Origin of the sequence: Glutamicibacter sp. 363 (assembly GCF_052379505.1) — a bacterium.
GTDB lineage: Bacteria > Actinomycetota > Actinomycetes > Actinomycetales > Micrococcaceae > Glutamicibacter.
Genome location: NZ_JBQSYR010000027.1, coordinates 1 through 17,039, shown reverse-complemented (window position 1 = coordinate 17,039; position 17,039 = coordinate 1). Strand labels below are relative to the sequence as shown.

Below are 17,039 nucleotides of genomic sequence, written 5' to 3'. Positions count from 1 at the left end.
ACAACTCCTCAGACAAGCTGATGAGTTGGAAGGCGATAACGTGGCACAAGTGACTCGAACACCGTTGGCGGATCAGGTAGCGGATCTGCTACTCGAACGCATCCGGTCGGGCGAATGGGCGCTGGGAGAAAAACTCCCGGGCGAGACCACTCTTGCTCCCCAGCTCGGCGTCGGACGATCCACACTGCGCGAGGCCATTCGCCAGCTGGCAGGGCGCGGAGTCCTGGCCGCCCGGCAGGGATCGGGTGTCTTCATCACAGCCCTGGATGTCTCGGAAGACTGGGATATCGTCTTGCGTCGCGCCGGCATCATCTCGGTCATCGAGGCACGTATCGCCATCGAAACGGAAGCCGCCTCGCTCGCAGCCGCACGCCGGACCCCGGCGGATGTCCGTGCGATCCGGCAGGCCCTCTCCGCCCGCGCCGAATACCGCGATGAAATCGAGAGCCACGTCGATGCCGACACCGCGTTCCACCGCGCGATCGTGGCCGCAGCGCACAATCCAATACTTCTGGATCTGTTCGACAGCTTCACCCCGCGGCTTCGCGAGGCGATGATCGAAATGCTGCGAATCCGCAAGACATTTGGGCACACGGCGGACCAGGACCTTCACGGTGGGCTCGCCGACGCGATCTTCGATCGAGACGCGGACACGGCCGCTCAGCGCAGCCGCGCTCACCTGATGTCGCTGCGAGACAGCCTCGCATAGGCAAGTTCTAGCCGGCTCCTGCCAGAGAAGTATCGTTGGAAATGGTTCTCGCGGCGGCATCACCACGCCGGGTATAAAAGCCGTCCTCAGCCCGCGGGCCTACAAGCACTTTTCAATGAATTTTTACACGTTGAAGCTTAGCTCCACCGGGTTCTAGCACGGAGCAACCTCTCGCGAAATCGCATTCCGACAGAAATACTGTGGGCCAAATCTTCTCGACGGGCTCGCTCGACATAGGCGCAAGGCTTTCTGGGCGACAAGCCGTTGACGAGTGTCAGAGTCCACCTCGTCGGTCCGCTCCCTTGCCCGCACTCGTTCAGATCACGAGCCGGCAATTCTTTACGCCCGGATTCTCAGGAAGCAGCTGCTTCCCAAGAAACCGGCTTCACCCCATAGTTCAGCCTCCACCAGCGGCAAAAATCCCCCACTTCGCGGAGAAAGCGCGTGTACGCGTGAATCCGGCATCCCGATGAGAGGCTGCGAGCGTCTTCACTTCCAGGAAGCAGGCCCCGTGGTGGGCGGAGTCATCGATAACCCTGCGCATCGAGGTACCGAGGCCTGAACCGTGCACTGCTCGGCCGACAACGGTGAAACGCAGCTCGGCGTTGGATTCCGGTTGCCCGAACTACTGGGAAACCGTGACGAGCAGGAGCGCGACATCATTTGGCATGTGTCGATCGGGGCCTGCGACCCGCACTCCACCGTTCATGCCACCTTCAGCGGCGTGATCGAAGCGATCTGCTCCCCTGCGATATCCTCTGCGCGATCGAGCTCATAGTGGCTCTGCAGGTTGAGCCAGAACTCGGCCGATGTGCCGAAGTACTTCGCGAGCCGCAGCGCGGTGTCCGCCGAGATCCCACGCTTGCCGTGCACGATCTCGTTGATGCGCCGCGGCGGCACTCCGATCGACACAGCGAGCTTGTTCTGCGTGATCCCGAATCCCTCGATGAAGTCCTCCATGAGGACCTCGCCCGGGTGGATGGGCTGCATCTTCTCAGTGGTAGTCAACGATCTCCACCTCCTCTGGTCCGGCGTCTGTCCATTTGAAGCAGATCCGCCATTGGTCATTAACACGTATGCTGTGCTGGCCGGCCCGGTCGCCTTTCAAGGCTTCGAGCCGATTGCCCGGCGGACTTCGCAAGTCATCCAGGTTCGTCGCTGACCCCACCTGGCGGAGCTTGCGCAGCGCCACCCGGAGTATCCGAGGATCAATGGACGGCACGCGCTCACGAAGCCACAGACGCTCGGTATCCTTGCTGCCAAACGATCTGATCACAGTTCCAGTATATAACGGAGTGCGCCAATAACGCTAGACGTTAAACCTGAATACAGCCGCGTTCTGGCACGTATGCCATTGGAAAAGTGGGCACTAGCTGTAGCTCTCGCGGTCGGGCACAACGAATCTGCACAGTGTATTCGCCTCACGGATGTCCTCGTCTGACTCTCCCCCGGAGACCTCGCTCAGCATGCCCAGCAGCGACTGGCCTGAGCTGCCCAGACGGAACAAAAAGAAGGCCCCCACCTCACTTGCGATTCGTTCCCTTGGAACGCGGTGCTTCGTCTTTCCGCTGGTCGCGCAACGCGGTGGCTACGGCCACAAAGAAAGCGAATAACAATGCGACCCACAGGTTTTCAAGAACTTCTACCGGCGACCTACCCGATATCAGGCAATACGCTCCAATCAGCAGGCCCATGCCAAAAACGGAGATGCCGAGGTATAGCGCCACGCGTTGCATGGCAACCCGTGAAATTTTTCTCACTTGCGATACCTCCCACCTATAGATGTTTCTGAATACCTCGCTCAGGATAGGTGGCGTTTCTGAGCGGAGCAAATTGCCTCGCGATCACCTCAGCCACCCGTCTGAGGGTTGCAAGAAGATTAGGCGGCGGTGGGGTGCCGGACCGCGAGGGTCACGGCCAGATCCTAGATGGTCTCGTATTCGATGGGGCCAACAGGCCCAATCCGGTCTAGCTGCGATGATCGCAATTCACTGAGTCTTCCTCGACGATTGTGCCCTCGGGATTGATCCGATTCATGCCTGCCGGATGGCGCTCAGTTCTTGGCATCAATTCATGGATAGAGCCTGCTACGCTGCCGCTGTGGATCATGGAACCGGGCTAGCGCGACTGCGTCACGATCGCCATGCCTCGGGCCCTCCTGCATGACACAATAGCCCGGCTCAAGTTTAATGATTCGCCCGACGTTTATGCCTACGAACAACACCATAATCGTTCGCCGCAGGCGGGCTCGACGATGCCGAAGAAGACCGAGCGCTTGCCAAGCTTAGATATTGAAGCGGAACTCCACCGCATTACGGTACGGAATAACCTCTGACTCTGAGCCATACTGTCCCTCATCGATAGACCTCTCGCCGGTGGCCAAGGCGCAGAATCCGGGTTCCGATATTTCTATCCCTCGTCGCTTGCTGCTCCGGGGCGAGACTGGCATGCCGGGCCCTGTTGCTATTCGTGGAAACTGTTCCGATATTGGCTAGGAGACGTGCCAAGAGAAGCGCGGAAGTGGTCACGGAGCGTGAAGGCGCTTCCGAATCCGGCTTGCTCTGCGACCTGATCAATGGGGAGCGTTGTGGTCTCAAGGAGCGCTCTCGCGAGTTCGATTCGTTGTCGGGTGAGCCACTCCCCGACGCTTTGTCCGACTTCCGCGCGGAATCGTCGGGTGAAGGTCCGGCGACTCATTCCGGCGTGTTCGGCCAGCTCGGCGACGGGTAGCGGACGCTGAAGGTGTCGGAGTGCAAACGTTCGGGTCCCAGAGGTGCTCGAGTCGTCAGAATGGGGCACAGGTCTTTCCACGTACTGCGCCTGTCCACCGTCACGCCAGGGCGGAATGACGCAGCGTCGTGCAACATCGTTCGCAACCCGGCTGCCGTGGTCGATGCGGATCAGCTGCAGGCACAGGTCGATGCCGGCCGCGGCTCCGGCGGACGTGAAGATCCGTCCACTTTGCACATAGAGCACATCAACTTCTACCTCGATGGCCGGGTAGGAAGCGATGAAATGCTCAGTTCTCTTCCAATGCGTTGTGGCGCGACACCCTTCGAGTAGACCCGCCGCAGCGAGCACATACGACGCCAGGCAAATGGCAACGATGCGCGCAGCGGGCGGGACGAGCGCGACGGCGGCAGCGAGGTCCTCTGGGAGCTGCTCCGGCCCGGTGATGTTCGCGTGGTGTTCCCCCGCGGGGATGACGATAGTGTCCGCGGTCGCGAGAGCGGACGCGTCGTGCGTCACCGTGATCGTGAAGTCTGCGGCCGTGCGGACCGGGTGCCCATCTGGTGAGCAGGTGATCACCTCATACAGAGGCTCACCATTCTCGTCGAGCGCGGAACCGAACAGCCGCGTCGCGATACTCAGCTCGAAGGGAAGCACTCCTTGGGATGCGAGAACTACAACACGATGCATGGCCCAATCCTCCCACATAATGGCCAGCGGGCCACTCGTCAGGGCGACGCGAGGAGACCAGAATTGGAACCATGACAGATCACACCATGCAAGCGCTCACCCAGAACATTCTCGGCGGGCCAGAAGTACTCCACTTGACTGAACAGCCGCGCCCGACCCCTGGACCAGCCGAAGTCCTCGTCCGGGTCCGCGCGACGGGACTGAGCCCGACAGACTGGGTGCACCGGCGTATCCCCGGATTCCTAGGGGACGGATCGAAAGTGCTCGGCTGGGATGTGTCGGGCGTCGTCGAGGAGGTCGGCCTCGGTGTCTCCATCCACAAGGCGGGTGATGAGGTGTTCGGAATGCTCCCTTACCCGCAGGGGCACGGAGCCGCGGCCGAGTTCGTCGTTTCCCCTGCGCGGCACTTGACCCGGAAGCCGGCGAACATCGATCATGAAGCAGCTTCTGCCGTGCCACTCGCAGCGTTGACCGCGTGGCAGGCGCTCGTCAATGTCGCCGACGTGCAACCGGGACAGCGAGTTCTCATCCATGCGGCCGCTGGTGGAGTTGGTCACTTCGCCGTGCAGATCGCCAAAGCCAAGGGTGCATATGTGATCGGGACGGCGAGTTCCAAGAACCATGAACTGGTCACGTCGCTGGGAGCAGACGAAGTCATCGATTACACCAAAGATGACTTCTCGGCAGCCGCACAAGACATTGACGTAGTACTGGACACAATCGGCGGCGACTACGTTCCTCGCTCCCTGCGAACCCTCCGAGCCGGCGGCACCATCGTCTCCATCGCATTGAACACCACCACTGACCATTCTGCCGAAGCCAGCGCCATCGGTGCCCGCCACGAGATGATGCTCGTAGAAGGCGACCAAGCGGGCATGCAGGCGATCGCCGAACTCCTCCACGACGGGGCTGTCCGCCCCGTGATCGCAGCTACCTTCCCTCTGAGAGATGGGCACCGCGCCCACGAACTCGGCGAGAGCGGACACGTCGCAGGGAAAATCGTTCTGACCGTCTGAGTTCGGGCACGCGAGAGCGAAGCCAACCGTGTCTTCAACGGAGTCCGGTTAGCTTCGCTCTCGCCCCTGGTGTCCTTTGTCGCCAACCACAGGCTGCTCGAACGTTAGGCTCAACGAAACCGACCCCGAACTCCGATGGCCGCCGGATCGAGGGACGATTGCTAGGCCTCCGATGGGCCCACCATCGAAATCAACACGTTCGCGACGGCTGCGACAAGTCGGCTACAGCTTCAACGAAACTACACCGATCTCAAGAAGGATAAATTCATTCTAGTCAGGAGTTTTAGGCGTTGAAGCGGCACTCCACCACGTCGCCACGGTTGGCAAACGTCTGGGCTCAGGCCACCCGGACGCGCTGGTCGCCGACCACGAACTCGATTGCCAGCCCGCCACCGACTGCCTCGAGGTAGCTGCGGATCGTGCCGATCTTCGCGCTGTCGAGGTCGCCATGCTCGATCTTGGAGACTTGGCGCTGGCCCACGCCGATGCGCTCGGCGAGCTGGGCCTGGGTCAGGCCCGCCCCTTCGCGCAACTCGCGGAGGCGGTACGCACGCACCTCGGCGAGCATCCGCTCCTTGTGCGCTTCAACGAGCTCCCGGTCCACGGGGTGCTTGGCGACGAAGTCCTTCAGGGTCTTGGCCATCTCGATCGTTCTCCTCTCGATCTGCGCAGGTGCTCATCGAACAGTACGTCAGCCAGTGGAATGCTCCTCTTGTACAAACGCTACTAATCGCCAGCCTTGTCGCCCGCGATCAGCTCGATGTCTACACCCCAGACGCCAACAGTTTAGACCCTGCAAGATCTGCAGGCAATTATCCAGAACTTGTGCGTCAGACGTTGAAGCGGAATTCAACCCAGTTCGGGCACCGAACAACTTCTGCGCTCTGGTCAGAACAAATGATGATTGACCTCCATCCAACGGGGAGGTAGGCTCTCCGCGATGATGACAAGTCAGGCCCAAGTCGGACGCACCGGGAACGGCTCTCTGGTTGTTCCCTGATTCGTGTCCATCCTTGCGTGAGGTCAGCGGAGCTCACTCACGCCACCACCAGGAGAATCATGACAGCGCGCTTCAATCACACGATCATCGCCTCAACGGACCCTGCCGATATGGCCAGGTTCTATCGAGACCTGCTCGAAGCGGACGAAGCTCCGGCCTGGGGTCCGTTCGTCAACATCAAAATCGCCGATGGCGTCCTGCTGCAGTTCGCAAGCCCACCGATGGAGTTCCCGCCGCAGCACTACGCCTACCTGCTCGATGACGCGCATTTCGATCGCGCATACGCGAAGATCGTCGACCGGCGGCAGGAGCTCTGGGCCGACCCTCAGCGATCCCGACCCGGCGAGATCAACAATGAGCACGGCGGTCGCGGCGTCTATCTGCTCGATCCCTCAGGCCACTACCTCGAGCTAATCACACGCCCCTACCTGTGAAATCCGCTCGCAGTTAGCGGTTATCAGCCACCGGCCCGCAAGTTCACCGGAAGCCGGAAAACACCCGGCTTCCGGTACATACCAACCTCTGACTGCAACGCACGCTCAGGCCCAGAGCGGGCTGTTGTCCTGCCAGCCGTCGGGGACGCCCATGTGCATTATCGGGACAATCTGGACCACCGGAAAGCTCGCCACCACCGCAGGGAGAAGTCTGCTGCGACCAGTGCCCAACCTGTCAGATAGGAACTGCACCAGCGTGAGTTGACCGAACGTGCGACTCCAGTCCGCGCAGACGGCATCGAGGTCAGGGTGGCGACTAACCTTAGGGAGCTTGGGCGTAATCGTGTGGACGCGGTTGAACAGACGTCCGTGATGGCCACACGTATTTCGCACGAGATTGAGCGACTTGAGCCAACTAGTTAGCTGGGGCGCACTGAGCCCACATGCATCAGCAACGACGTCTTGGACGCGGCGAGGGGCGAAGCCATAGAGGTACGTCAGGCTCCCCCAATCCAGCAGATCAGTTGCTGCCCATACCGGCAGCTTCCCGCCGTATTTCTTGTGGTGGTGCTCCACGAAGTCCTCACGCGACCGGTTCAGCTCGTCCTCGTAACGCTTCACCCATTTTGCGTACCCGCCGCCGCTGCGCGCCGTGGGGCCTAGCAGTGAAGATTGCAAATGAGCGCAGGGATCAATGCGCCCGAGCTCATGCCCGAGTAGCGCACGGATGGCCAGCTCTATCGGAGCCAGCGCTGCAAACGTGGCGGCGCGAAGGCGCGCATCGAACTCGTATAGTGCGACGACATCGCCGAAGCGCGTGCCGGTGTAAAAGTCATCGTGACGGCCATTGGGAGTCTGCCTTCTGAACGGGTACCAGTAGCCGCTCAGCCGGTAGTAATTTACTCGCCGAAGCGTCGCGACAGCTGACTCTTGGTCTCCCATATCCATGCCGCGATCCGCTAGGATCTCCACTTGCTCGGTGTAATGTTTGTAGCTCTTGACGTCTTCGACGATGAACACCGCCTGATAAAAATGAGGACCGGCCCTGGGCCTACCGAGGTAGGCGGAACCGGTCTTAGTAGTTTCTATCTTACGCATGCGGCCTGCAACGCGCAACGCCCGCGTCGCTTCCCGGAGGTATTGCAATGCTGCAACAGGCGCGTGAGAACGATGCAAACCGCACATCGCAGGCCGGATCGTCCCTACGAGACGGTCGAACGGAAATCTAAACTCCACCACATCGCCTCACATACCAGCATCTGACGACGCGCAGACTTTGGGACGAGTCGCTTGCGGTCGGACTGCAGCGTTTCGCTTCGCTATGTGGTGCCCACCGTTGCGCCTCATCATGAAGACGGCCCCGTGCGAGCACGAGGCGAGGCAGAGGTTTGCCCCTCCGATGAGCACCCGCGAGATCCGGTCACTCAGGAGTCAGGATTCGACGCAACCAGCCACTCGCTCGCGGTCCGGAACGTTGCCCTCAGCTGCGGGTGCGCCCGCACGATCTCTCGCTGCCGGTCCGCCGGCAGGCCGATCTCGTGCAGGACGTTGAGGATCACGACCGCGGTCGTCACCTCGACGATGGCGAACAGCTCCTCGATGGAATGGTTCGGCGTGCTGCCCTCGTGCGCGAGGTCATTGCGCGCCCGCGTCGTCCTCCTTGCCCAGTGGTCGACGTCCGGCACAAGCTGCGCGATCGCTTCCTGATCGGGGCGCGTGGAGAGGGCGTGGAGCCGGTCCCGGAGCGTCGGATCGTTGCGGATGGCCCCTTTGAACCTGTCTCGGTGCTCATCAGGGACCTGCGCCAGCATCGCCTCTCGCATTGCCGCGAACTCCGCCTTGGGAAACGGCTTCTCGTCGATGCGGAGGTTACGGTGCAGAACCTCGGCGGCACCGACTGCAGTCAGGAGATTGTTCTCGACGAAGCGGGCCGGCGCGTAGCGCAGGCCCAATATCATGTTCGTCGCTGCCCGCAGGCGGCCATGGGTCTCACACCAACGGGGCAGGACCTCCTCAAACGGGAGCGAGTCGCAGGTGAAGAACACTCGGTGGTGCTCGACGCCCTTTGCGTCATGCTCGCCCAGCGCGACGGGCGAGTAGAGCACATCGGCGCGCCGGCGCGGCAGGGGCCGACCGTTCGGCAGCAGTGACTCGGTACCGGCAACCTCTAGCCGGAGCCAGATCACTCCGGCGGCGCGATGCGTCGCCAGGGAGATCAGGTCCTGCACCAGGCTCGCCGTCTGCAGAGCAGCCCTCAACGAGAAAGAATCGCCTGGCGTGACGCGAATGGAGACTGTGTCTTTCATACGTCCGACAGTGCCACCCTTGCGCTGGTCGAAATGCGGCAACGTGTGAGTGTGCACAAGGCGATACTCGGTGTCTTCGACAACGACCGACTGCGCTTCGAGGGGCTTCACCGAGATACGCCCGGTCCCGTCGATCTTGCCGTCGGGAGCGCCGAGGATTCCTTCGAACACGGAAGACGCCGCCCAGAGACCCAAATCCTCGACCGAGACCTCTGCCCCAGCGAACACCGGGTCCACCTCGCCGCTGACATGCGCACCGATGATCGCGGTCGTAGCCGCCACGATCTGCTTGTCGGGGCTCTTCGCCCTCGCACCTGATGTCCTCTTGCTGTTCTTCGGGATGCAACCCAGCAGAGTCACATCGCGCCGCTCGGCTGCCCCATGGATCGTATCCCAAGTACGGATCCCCTCGTGGAACGCGGTCACGCCAGAGGCAGGGTTGGACGTGACACGATCTTCGAACGTGCCGATCAACGAGAGTGAGAGCCCATGGTCTGGGTCGTATCGGAGAACGCCTGGGACCTTCTCTTCCGGGTCGCCCGGAAGCTACCACAGGCCAGCCCACTCGCCAGCATTGTCGAGTTTTAAAGGATCGTTAGACATCGCGCTCGCTATCAGGGCTCCTTCTTGTCTCGCTGCCAGATATCAGTTTGAGAATCTAAATATTACGGCATAGCCATCCCCCAAGGTATAAACCGCACCATCGCATTTTATCCCTCGCAGCCGTTGCCGTAGAACGCACGAATGCCCCCGGCTTCAATAGAAACCGAGGGCAGACGCGACAAGAATGATTAGACGTTGAAGCGGAACTCCACCACGTTGCCACATATACCAACCTCTATACGCAGTTCGCTACTTTCCAGATTTGACCTTGCCGTTGCGGCAAGGTTTACGGTTTCTTACTATGACTATTTCAATGATTGACAGCGAGTCGAGCATGCGCCGAGTCCTAACAGCGACACCCGACGACCGCGCCGACCTTGTCCGGGAGATGTGGTCGCCACTGGTCGGGATGTACCACTTCATTCCCGGAGGTGTGGACTTGGCCACCGTACACCGCCAGAATTTCGGCTTCGATTGGGAGAGCACAACCGAACCAATTCAGGAGGGCCTCGAACGTCTCGTCGAGGCAGACGCCTGGAACCGCATCACCGAGGCGCTCAAGTCCGGATCCGCAGCCCTGCGGTTAGCCAAGCCGGACATAGAGGTGCCCGATCTGCAAGTTCTTCTCGTATTGGGCGATCCCGCTAACAAACACTTCGTTAACGAAATCCAGGGGCTGTCCGCATTCGGCGGAATCAGCGGCTACATCACCATCACTATCTGGCCCACGCCCCAGGTTCTCGAACAGCTCGAAGCGATTGCCGTTCATGTACTGCACCACAATGTGCGGTACTCACCCGGCGGAGTCGTATGGGATCCGATGACGGTCACCGTAGGCGAACAGGTGATCTCGGAAGGGCTTGCAGACGTGTTCGCTGCGGAGCTGTACGGTGACCGTGGATATACGCACTTCGTCAGCGAGAGCACCCATAATGATGACGAAGTCCTTGCGAAAGTCGCGAGCGGCCTGCACACCACCGGAATGCAGAACTTCACGGCCTGGGTGCATGGTGACGCTAATGCTCGTCTCCTGGGCGCAGAGCCAGTGGGTCTGCGCACCGGTACGGGCTATGCCGACGGTGCACGGCTTGTACAAGCGTATCTTGATGCCGCGGGTACCACCGCGGCTCAGAGCATCGGCACGTCAGTGGACGAGGTTCTATGTGTCGCAGCGCCTCAACTGGGCTTGCGTCTCAATCGGGAATACTGAGAACGAAGTCAACCAACAGAAGGCAGTCCTTGGAATGGACCGTGCACCAACTCGCGCAGCGTGCGGGCATCAGTGGCCGCACGCTGCGCCACTACCACCAGATTGGGCTGCTCGAACCAGACCGCGTTGGGTCCAACGGCTATCGCTACTATGGTCCCGACGCGGTCGCCCGGCTGCAACGAATCCTGCTGTTGCGTGACACGGGCATGCCACTGCTTGACATCGCGACCGTGCTCGATGCGCTCGTGACGCCTGAGGTGGAAATCGAAGCACTCGCTGGACATTTGGAGTTTCTGGCTCGTGAACGCTCTGCCCTGGATCGACGCATCAACGCGGTGGAACACACCTTGTCAATGCGTCGACAGGGCCGCGAACCTCGCATGGATGTCATGCTCAAAGGATTCAACGACCGATACAAGACTGAGGTTGTCGAGCGATGGGGTCTCGAAGCATTCGACGCGTCGAATCAGTGGTGGCACGATAAGTCACTCCAGCAACAGAAGGATTGGAAGGCCAGAGCCGACGCCCTTCTCGTCTGCTGGCGTGAGATCCAGGAAGAAGGACATGATGTGGGCTCCCCCGTCGCGCAAGAACACGCGGCCGTTCATCTGGAGTGGTTCAAAGAGATTCCTGTTACTCCTAACCACACAGGCGATACGGCGAAGTCCATCGACCTGATCCGAGGTCTAGCGGCTCAGTACGAATCGAACCCCGACTTCCATATCGCCTTTGGCACAGCGGAAGCCGCGGGGTTCGCCGCAAACGCATTGCGATTTCACATGCGAGCGTTAAAGTCCCTCTCTAGGGAGTGAACTGCTCCACCGAGGTTAGTTTGAAAATCTAAGTTCAACGGTGTCACTCTTCTTTAAGATGTTTGCCTTACCGCCATGCTACGTTCCTCGCAGCCGTTGGCGCTGAGCGCAAAAACGCCCTCGGCTTCAAAAGAATGAACTGGCCCCTTCGGTTGGACAAGAAAAAGCTCCACCTGATGCCCTGCGACAGTCCCTGCTTCGCATGGTGCGTCATCCCAATCAACGCAAACAGCACGCAGTCGAGGCCATGGCTGAGTTCGAAGAGCAGCATGCGTGGAAAGTGCTGTCCACTGCGCAGCGCTTTGATGACTCGCAGGTTCCTTCCGGCATCAGCAAAGCCTGGTTGAACGAGTTCGGCGACCATCTCGACCCTGCCGTCAGCGAGCAACTGCGGTTGCACGTAGGGCTTCTTGAAGAACGCGATATCGAGTACACCGCGGGTCGCGCGTTGTTGAAGGAGCGCAAAGAAATTCTATCTGCTAAAGGCTACCTCACCCAGCATGGGTCCAGGTTCAAGACGCTGAGCAGAGAGTTGCGTTGCTCCAACAAGCGCCGTGATTGGTTAGATGCAAAGTTGGCAGCCGGTGACTACGACATCAGCGACGAGGATCACAGCGCGTATCTGAAGGCCGTCGTCGGTGAGAACGCAGCGCATAGCTCGACATGTCAGACCATCAGGCCGACCAGCAGCTATCTGTGTAGTCGACACACAGGTATCATGCGCTCGGTACATGAGCATTGGGATCCTTCAGCGTCGAAGGCAGCGGCACCCTGGCACCAGCCGGCTACGCCGAAGGGTCACACTAGATCAGATGGGTTCCAGACGCTAACGGCGTAGAACTAGTCGGCCGCCAGCAGAAGTCACCGACAGGTACTTGAGTCAGATGCACGGCATTGACGACGGGGCCGCCATAACCGATAAGAAGGCCGAAGCAGTCAAGTTCAACAAGATGTGCGGCGAACTCGGAGACACGGTGCTGAAGATCCTTCTCTAGGGTCACCAGCCCGTTGGATATAGAGAAGGCAAGACACCAGTTGCAGATGCAGCCGAGGTCTTGCCTTGCGTCATGCAGCATAAATGTCACTTGTCCATGGAAGACTTGCCAGCGAATCAGTGGAACAGACCAAAGGCGGTATGTATGCGTGTGATGTCAGTCGGTATTGAGAATTTTCGATGCCTAAACAAAGCCGACATCGATTTTAGCCAGATCACGACTTTTATTGGCCCCAATGGGGCCGGAAAAAGCTCAGTGCTTCGTGCGTTGGACTGGTTCTTCAACGGTGGAGTCATTGACGAGAAGGATGTCTGGTCGGGAAGCAACCAACAGCGAGTACGAGTGCGAGTCACCTTTGACACTTTGACTAGCACAGATCGCGCGGCCCTGGGCGACAAGTATGCTCCAGCGGGCACAGATACTTTCACGGCTTGGCGCACGTGGTCCAATGGCCAGGACAAGATGACCGGCAACGCCTTGGCCTTCCCGCCATTCGAAGATGTCCGAAATGCTGTTGGAGCTGGCCCCAAAAAGGAAGCCTGGCAAAAGGTTCTCGATGCTCACCCGGATCATGATCTACCTAAGTGGACTTCCGCCCCCAAAGTTGAGTCCGCCATGGATGACTGGGAGCGCACTCATCCTGAGCACCTTGAAGAGTCTGAATCAGGTGGAAATCATCTATTTGGATTCAACGGACAGAACGTTCTGTCTGGAATCTTTGATTTCGTCTTGGTAACAGCAGATCTTCGAGCGAACGAAGAAAGTCAGGATGCCAGAGGCACGATTATTAGTCGCATCCTCGAAAAGACGGTTGACCGAGCAGCTGCCGACGAAGCGTATTCCCAGCTCGCCGAGGAAGTAGCAGCTCGTCGCGAAGCCATCTCGAAAGAGCATCTCAATTCCCAGCTTGAGAAGCTCGGTGCTGACCTAAGCAATGAAATCGAGGCGTTCACCTCCGGTCGCAAGATCCAATTGTCGGCCGAAGAGCCCGAAATGAAACCTCAAATGTCGAAAATCCGAGTGACCGTCAGGGACCAGTTGACTCAAACTGATGTCGACCGGCAAGGACATGGATTCCAACGTGCCCTATTGATCTCCAGCCTAAAAATGCTTGCCAGCAAGAGCGCCAGCGAAGATTCCGAGAGCGTCATTTGCCTAGCCATTGAAGAGCCAGAGCTCTTCCAGCATCCCACTCAAGCTCGTGCATTCTCCAGCGTACTGCGGACACTCGCAAGTGATCCCGCCAACGGTTTGCAGATCACCTACGCAACGCACTCACCCTATTTTGTAGACGCGCGGTACTTCGATGAGATTCGACGCGTTCGGCGAAGCATCGCTGCCCCAGATCAGCACGCTGAGGTCACGGTCTCGCATGCAAAACTGGATGCGGTTGCATCCAGATTGACGGGTTACGTCGACCCGAAGGTCGTGACCGCTCGGTGGGATATGGTTTGCAATCAGCACCTATCCGAAGCCCTCTTTGCCGATGCCGTGATGCTGGTAGAGGGCGATGACGATAAGGCCGTGTTCGAAGGCATTGCTGCGCGATCCAAGCACCTTTCCGCTGACGGCATTGCTGTCGCCGCGGCACAAGGCAAAGGACATCTCTACATCCCCCATGCAATTCTGAGTGAACTAAAAATTCCGACGATGGTCGTCTTCGACAATGACTCAGGCTGCGAAGCGCGGATGACCGAGAAGAAAAAGCATGAGACGAATCCTGACAAGATCAAAGAGAACGCGAGGGCCATCAAACATGCCGTGCGCAACCATGTCGGAGACAACCGTGCTCTCCAACGCTACTTCAACCTGGACGAGCTCGATTACCCAATTGGAGCGTTGTCTCCTGAGCTTCACGCGGTCGACGACACGCTTGAGACAATCATCAACAACGACTGGCCAAGCTGGAACGATACCCTTCAGACATTAGTTAAAAGCGGCCAGGGTGTAGGCAATAAGAATGCCGCAACATACGCCCTTGCTTCAACAAACTGCGAAGAAGAACCTAGCGGCCAAATAGCATTGCCAGTCGAGAGCATCAGGACCTTAGTTCGCACCGCCAACGGGTGACAACACTTCTTATATTGAATCCTTCGCTGGCCATGGAACCTCCATGGTCAAATGGCCGGCGAAGATCCAACCGCATCGATGAAGCGTCGTGTTGAGATTGACACCAGGTGCAGCTTCGTACAGCTCGCAGAGCGTTTAACAATTGATAGTACGGACAGATGTAACGGAACAGGTTTATTGACCGGAGATTGTTGTGACACTGTTCGGATTGGTACGGGTCAGCACAACGAAGCAAGAAACAGAATGCTAGCACGATGCGTTAGATAAGATCTGCGTCAAAGTTTTCGAAGAGAACGTCAAGAGCAAGCTCGCCCTTGACCATCGTCCGGGACTTAGCGCAGTCATCGCCTACTTACGGCCTGATGACATGCTCACGGCGCAGGAGGTTGGTCGCCTGGGTAGGAAGCCTGCTTGAAGGTCCCGTCGTGCTCAATGACCTGTTCACGCGCGGCATCGCGGTCAAAGTACTAGGAGGTATCGCCGCCGGTGAACACACCCAACGAAGCTTCGTCTTGGATATGGCATTGGCCTTGGCAGAATGCCGTCGGCGCAACATCGTGTGTAAGACCACGAACGGGCTCGAAGCGGCACGCAAGTACGGCAAGGTTGTTGGCCGCTCACGGGTGATTCATGATGATAAGCGAATTATCATTCTGGCACGTCGGGATAAAGGTGAGTCAATAAGAGAAATCGCTCGTGCGCTCGGCGTTTCCGTAGGTACGGTACATAGCACGCTGACATGAATCGACAGCGCCGGAGTCGCCAACATCAGCGACGAACCATAATGGTCAGCCGTCACTTTTAAGATCTGTCGCGCAGGCAATGACATCCTAGAGCATGCGTTCCGAGAGCTGGTCAAAGAACTCGGTGAGCAGTTGAGGAGCATTGGGTTTCATCAGTTCAGCCCCACCGAACCGGTAGACCTCGTATCCAGTCAACTTAAGTCGACGGTCTTCAGCGACCATGTCGCTATATAGCGTAGGACTTGCTATCTCCCCATTGGCATAGTGCTGTTTTCCATCCACTTCAATAACGACGCGATGCCTATCAGAAAACAAAATCAGGAAATCCATACGCTGACGGGCAAGCGGACTGCCATTTTGCCCAGCCGCGCGACGAGCCAGTTGCGTCGAAGGGTCAAAATGTAGATACACCTGTGGGATCAGCACTGGGACATCAAAATTGTCTCCGTTGTATCGAGATGCATATGCGTCAAAGACACAAAGCTCTACCGGATTGCCTCCGATTGAAGCTCTCAATCGCTGATGAAGATTGATCCCAGCATCCCGCTCAAGTACCGAATCCGGGAGTCCCTCGCGCTTACGCCACCACTGAATTAGCTGCCTAAACTTCAACCCATCGGCAGGAACAGGTTGATCATAAATCAAGCAGAACTCGCCATTTCGGACGATCTCAATGTCATTACTGACGGCGTCACGAATCACCAGATCTGGTTTGGGACCATTCGCAGCGAATATGAGGTTCTTCGTCGGCGCACCAACACCACCGCCTCGATCGTACTCATTTAGCAGAGCAATGACGTCAGCCCGAAGCACCTCTTCCACGTCAAGCTCAGCAACCACGCGTCGAGCCAGAGCAACTAGCTGCGGGAGTTCCCACCCCGAGGTATAGCCCTTGATGACATCACGCTTACTGAAGTTGGAATCGTTCGGGTGATAATCCTTTTTTGGCCACGGTAAACGAAGCTCTTCATGCAGCACTGCTTCGAGAGTCTCCCGTGTATAACTGCCGATCATCGATTCCTCGATGGCCAGTCTGAAGCCGCGCGAAGAAACCTTTACAGGCGGCTTCGGTGCGGAATCCCATTCACTGAGGAAGTTAAAATTATTCACAATCTCATTGTCCCCGGCTTACCCGACATAATCGACAATCGAACAGACGCATAAGGACTCCTCACCAATTGAACTGGGTTCCAAAAGTTGGACTAGCTAGACAATAGTCCCGCATCAGGCCGCAAGGGTGCTGATCTATCTGTTTATGGTCCAGCGGACTTGGAGCATGTGTGTATTTACCTCAACAGGGCGACAACGCAAAACGCTCGGCTGGAAAACTCCAGCCGAGCGTCTTGATGAATTACTATTAGTGGCTTAGCCGTCTGGTGTTGCATCGACCGCTAGAGTCCGCCCTATAAAAACCAGGCATCTAAAGCTCTAAAAGTTAGACGTTAAATCTAAACTCCACGACGTCGCCGCACATACCAACCTCTGCCTGCACGCAGAGTCCCTCCTGCAATATGCGCCGACCCGACGCAGTGAGGCGTCGAGTTCGTACACGACGGTTGCGGCTTCCCGGGGTGGTAGCGCAGCAGTACTGGTCAACTTCGCTGTGAATGCAGTATTAATCATTATCAACGGCACTTTTATTCACTCGGATAACCTAAAAAGCGCATTGATATTTGCTATAGTCAGTTTGTTGTACAACGCTATCCCACTTTTAGGGTCAG

General features: G+C 58.2%; 17 protein-coding genes and 2 pseudogenes. 10 read left to right on the top strand and 9 right to left on the bottom strand.

The features are described 5' to 3' along the window. The first annotated feature begins 40 nt into the window (after nucleotides 1–40). Nucleotides 41–709 carry a FadR/GntR family transcriptional regulator gene (locus tag ACT3UA_RS15235; protein WP_096288905.1) on the top strand — a complete coding sequence of 223 codons (669 nt, stop codon included), beginning with the start codon at nucleotides 41–43 and terminating at the stop codon, nucleotides 707–709. A 705-nt stretch (nucleotides 710–1,414) separates the two neighbouring features. On the opposite strand, the gene ACT3UA_RS15230 is transcribed toward ACT3UA_RS15235, so the two are convergent. The 4 genes from ACT3UA_RS15230 to ACT3UA_RS15215 form a co-directional block, all read right to left on the bottom strand. Beyond that, entirely contained in the window at nucleotides 1,415–1,717 is a 303-nt protein-coding gene (locus ACT3UA_RS15230; RefSeq protein ID WP_096288907.1) for a HigA family addiction module antitoxin, read from the bottom strand. Then, nucleotides 1,704–1,985: a type II toxin-antitoxin system RelE/ParE family toxin gene (locus ACT3UA_RS15225; protein WP_096288909.1), complete on the bottom strand. Its 282-nt coding sequence runs from the start codon at nucleotides 1,983–1,985 to the stop codon at nucleotides 1,704–1,706. Before ACT3UA_RS15225 ends, ACT3UA_RS15230 begins: the two co-directional genes overlap by 14 nt. A 247-nt stretch (nucleotides 1,986–2,232) precedes the next feature. Next, the gene (locus ACT3UA_RS15220; protein ID WP_141393613.1) at nucleotides 2,233–2,469 is read right to left on the bottom strand and encodes a dicarboxylate/amino acid:cation symporter; all 237 of its coding nucleotides are present in this window, start codon (nucleotides 2,467–2,469) and stop codon (nucleotides 2,233–2,235) included. A gap of 703 nt (nucleotides 2,470–3,172) precedes the next feature. Continuing rightward, the gene (locus ACT3UA_RS15215; protein WP_096288915.1) at nucleotides 3,173–4,129 is read right to left on the bottom strand and encodes a GlxA family transcriptional regulator; all 957 of its coding nucleotides are present in this window, start codon (nucleotides 4,127–4,129) and stop codon (nucleotides 3,173–3,175) included. A 71-nt stretch (nucleotides 4,130–4,200) separates the two neighbouring features. Between ACT3UA_RS15215 and ACT3UA_RS15210 the strand changes: the two genes are divergently transcribed. Then, the gene (locus tag ACT3UA_RS15210; protein ID WP_217990434.1) at nucleotides 4,201–5,145 is read left to right on the top strand and encodes an NADP-dependent oxidoreductase; all 945 of its coding nucleotides are present in this window, start codon (nucleotides 4,201–4,203) and stop codon (nucleotides 5,143–5,145) included. 337 nt (nucleotides 5,146–5,482) lie between these two features. On the opposite strand, the gene ACT3UA_RS15205 is transcribed toward ACT3UA_RS15210, so the two are convergent. After that, nucleotides 5,483–5,788 (bottom strand): helix-turn-helix domain-containing protein, encoded by a 306-nt coding sequence (locus ACT3UA_RS15205; RefSeq protein WP_096288917.1) that lies wholly within the window; start codon nucleotides 5,786–5,788, stop codon nucleotides 5,483–5,485. A gap of 416 nt (nucleotides 5,789–6,204) precedes the next feature. On the opposite strand from ACT3UA_RS15205, the gene ACT3UA_RS15200 reads away from it, so the two are divergent. Continuing rightward, the gene (locus tag ACT3UA_RS15200; RefSeq protein WP_096288919.1) at nucleotides 6,205–6,579 is read left to right on the top strand and encodes a VOC family protein; all 375 of its coding nucleotides are present in this window, start codon (nucleotides 6,205–6,207) and stop codon (nucleotides 6,577–6,579) included. 105 nt (nucleotides 6,580–6,684) lie between these two features. Here the strand turns inward: ACT3UA_RS15200 and ACT3UA_RS15195 are convergent, their stop codons facing one another. The 3 genes and pseudogenes from ACT3UA_RS15195 to ACT3UA_RS15185 form a co-directional block, all read right to left on the bottom strand. After that, entirely contained in the window at nucleotides 6,685–7,677 is a 993-nt protein-coding gene (locus ACT3UA_RS15195; protein WP_444617173.1) for an Abi family protein, read from the bottom strand. Nucleotides 7,678–8,003: 326 nt separating this feature from the next. Beyond that, nucleotides 8,004–8,537 (bottom strand): HEPN domain-containing protein, encoded by a 534-nt coding sequence (locus ACT3UA_RS15190; RefSeq protein ID WP_444617196.1) that lies wholly within the window; start codon nucleotides 8,535–8,537, stop codon nucleotides 8,004–8,006. Nucleotides 8,538–8,585: 48 nt separating this feature from the next. Then, nucleotides 8,586–9,419 (bottom strand): annotated as a pseudogene (locus tag ACT3UA_RS15185) (ApeA N-terminal domain 1-containing protein); the annotation flags it as partial. A 370-nt stretch (nucleotides 9,420–9,789) separates the two neighbouring features. Here ACT3UA_RS15185 and ACT3UA_RS15180 point away from each other — a divergent pair. The 6 genes from ACT3UA_RS15180 (at nucleotide 9,790) to ACT3UA_RS15155 (ending at nucleotide 15,318) form a co-directional block, all read left to right on the top strand. Beyond that, entirely contained in the window at nucleotides 9,790–10,698 is a 909-nt protein-coding gene (locus ACT3UA_RS15180; RefSeq protein ID WP_096288923.1) for a DUF2268 domain-containing protein, read from the top strand. A 29-nt stretch (nucleotides 10,699–10,727) separates the two neighbouring features. Beyond that, on the top strand, nucleotides 10,728–11,510 hold the full coding sequence (locus ACT3UA_RS15175; protein WP_217990435.1) for a MerR family transcriptional regulator: 783 nt from the start codon (nucleotides 10,728–10,730) through the stop codon (nucleotides 11,508–11,510). 202 nt (nucleotides 11,511–11,712) lie between these two features. After that, nucleotides 11,713–12,348, top strand: coding sequence for a hypothetical protein (locus ACT3UA_RS15170; RefSeq protein ID WP_176484300.1), 636 nt, complete (start codon nucleotides 11,713–11,715; stop codon nucleotides 12,346–12,348). A 253-nt stretch (nucleotides 12,349–12,601) separates the two neighbouring features. Further along, nucleotides 12,602–14,575, top strand: coding sequence for an ATP-dependent nuclease (locus ACT3UA_RS15165; RefSeq protein ID WP_444617194.1), 1,974 nt, complete (start codon nucleotides 12,602–12,604; stop codon nucleotides 14,573–14,575). Between the two features lie 268 nt (nucleotides 14,576–14,843). Beyond that, nucleotides 14,844–14,990 carry a hypothetical protein gene (locus tag ACT3UA_RS15160; protein WP_141393616.1) on the top strand — a complete coding sequence of 49 codons (147 nt, stop codon included), beginning with the start codon at nucleotides 14,844–14,846 and terminating at the stop codon, nucleotides 14,988–14,990. A gap of 10 nt (nucleotides 14,991–15,000) precedes the next feature. Then, nucleotides 15,001–15,318 (top strand): sigma factor-like helix-turn-helix DNA-binding protein, encoded by a 318-nt coding sequence (locus ACT3UA_RS15155; RefSeq protein WP_217990436.1) that lies wholly within the window; start codon nucleotides 15,001–15,003, stop codon nucleotides 15,316–15,318. An 87-nt stretch (nucleotides 15,319–15,405) separates the two neighbouring features. Here the strand turns inward: ACT3UA_RS15155 and ACT3UA_RS15150 are convergent, their stop codons facing one another. After that, complete coding sequence (locus ACT3UA_RS15150) at nucleotides 15,406–16,428, bottom strand: hypothetical protein (RefSeq protein WP_444617170.1); 1,023 nt, start codon at nucleotides 16,426–16,428, stop codon at nucleotides 15,406–15,408. Between the two features lie 123 nt (nucleotides 16,429–16,551). On the opposite strand from ACT3UA_RS15150, the pseudogene ACT3UA_RS15145 reads away from it, so the two are divergent. Continuing rightward, nucleotides 16,552–16,687 (top strand): annotated as a pseudogene (locus ACT3UA_RS15145) (IS30 family transposase); the annotation flags it as partial. Between the last annotated feature and the right edge of the window lie 352 nt (nucleotides 16,688–17,039).

Excerpts from the sequence above, each read along its gene's own strand:
- ACT3UA_RS15215 (WP_096288915.1), bottom strand. The coding sequence starts at position 4,129 with ATGCATCGTGTTGTAGTTCTCGCATCCCAAGGAGTGCTTCCCTTCGAG.
- ACT3UA_RS15210 (WP_217990434.1), top strand. The coding sequence starts at position 4,201 with ATGACAGATCACACCATGCAAGCGCTCACCCAGAACATTCTCGGCGGG.
- ACT3UA_RS15205 (WP_096288917.1), bottom strand. The coding sequence starts at position 5,788 with ATGGCCAAGACCCTGAAGGACTTCGTCGCCAAGCACCCCGTGGACCGG.
- ACT3UA_RS15200 (WP_096288919.1), top strand. The coding sequence starts at position 6,205 with ATGACAGCGCGCTTCAATCACACGATCATCGCCTCAACGGACCCTGCC.
- ACT3UA_RS15195 (WP_444617173.1), bottom strand. The coding sequence starts at position 7,677 with ATGCGTAAGATAGAAACTACTAAGACCGGTTCCGCCTACCTCGGTAGG.
- ACT3UA_RS15190 (WP_444617196.1), bottom strand. The coding sequence starts at position 8,537 with ATGATATTGGGCCTGCGCTACGCGCCGGCCCGCTTCGTCGAGAACAAT.
- ACT3UA_RS15180 (WP_096288923.1), top strand. The coding sequence starts at position 9,790 with ATGACTATTTCAATGATTGACAGCGAGTCGAGCATGCGCCGAGTCCTA.
- ACT3UA_RS15170 (WP_176484300.1), top strand. The coding sequence starts at position 11,713 with ATGGTGCGTCATCCCAATCAACGCAAACAGCACGCAGTCGAGGCCATG.
- ACT3UA_RS15165 (WP_444617194.1), top strand. The coding sequence starts at position 12,602 with ATGGAAGACTTGCCAGCGAATCAGTGGAACAGACCAAAGGCGGTATGT.